Genomic DNA, 836 nt, shown 5'->3' with positions numbered 1-836 from the left:
TGAAGGCGTTGGAAGGCGACGAGCAGTGGGAGAAGAAGATTCTTGAGCTGGCGGAAGCGTTGGATACTTATATCCCAGAGCCAGAGCGTGACATCGACAAGCCGTTCCTGATGCCAATCGAAGACGTATTCTCAATCTCAGGCCGTGGAACCGTAGTAACAGGTCGTGTAGAGCGCGGAATCGTGAACACAGGTGACGAAGTTGCAATCGTTGGTCTGAAAGAGACTGTGAAGACGACTGTAACGGGTGTAGAGATGTTCCGTAAGTTGCTTGACGAAGGTCGTGCAGGAGAGAACATTGGTGCGTTGTTGCGTGGAACGAAGCGTGAAGACGTGCAGCGTGGTCAGGTATTGGCGAAGCCAGGTTCAATCACGCCACACACAGACTTCGAAGCAGAAGTCTATGTACTGAGCAAAGAAGAAGGTGGCCGTCACACTCCATTCTTCAAAGGCTACCGTCCACAGTTCTACTTCCGTACAACGGACGTAACGGGTTCAGTCGAGTTGCCAGAAGGCGTAGAGATGGTTATGCCTGGTGACAACCTGAAGTTTGTTGTTCAGTTGATTGCACCAATCGCGATGGACGAAGGTCTGCGCTTTGCAATCCGTGAAGGTGGCCGTACTGTAGGTGCGGGTGTTGTATCTAAAATCATCAAGTAATTAGATACCCCTTTGCAAGACACCAAAAGGCTCCTTCGGGAGCCTTTTTTGTTGTGCGCCGGGCACGGCGCGTTGCGCCCTGACGGGTGCTATTCCTGTACAGGTGGTACTGACAGGATGACTTGGAGGTGAGAGTCCTCTGTGAGCCCGGTAAGGGGAATCACTAGCTGAACCGCA

1 protein-coding gene is annotated in these 836 nt (G+C 52.2%); it reads left to right on the top strand.

Annotated features, from left to right (window positions below; translation table 11 throughout):
* Positions 1-659: EF-Tu C-terminal domain-related protein (locus CWE11_RS12005; RefSeq protein ID WP_241971744.1), on the top strand; the 659-nt coding region annotated here is incomplete at its 5' end.
* Between the last annotated feature and the right edge of the window lie 177 nt (positions 660-836).

The organism is Aliidiomarina sanyensis, assembly GCF_003987175.1.
In the GTDB taxonomy this organism is placed as follows: Bacteria; Pseudomonadota; Gammaproteobacteria; order Enterobacterales; family Alteromonadaceae; genus Aliidiomarina; species Aliidiomarina sanyensis.
Note: the sequence above shows the minus strand (reverse complement) of the source record. Positions and strands in the feature narration are given on the sequence as shown.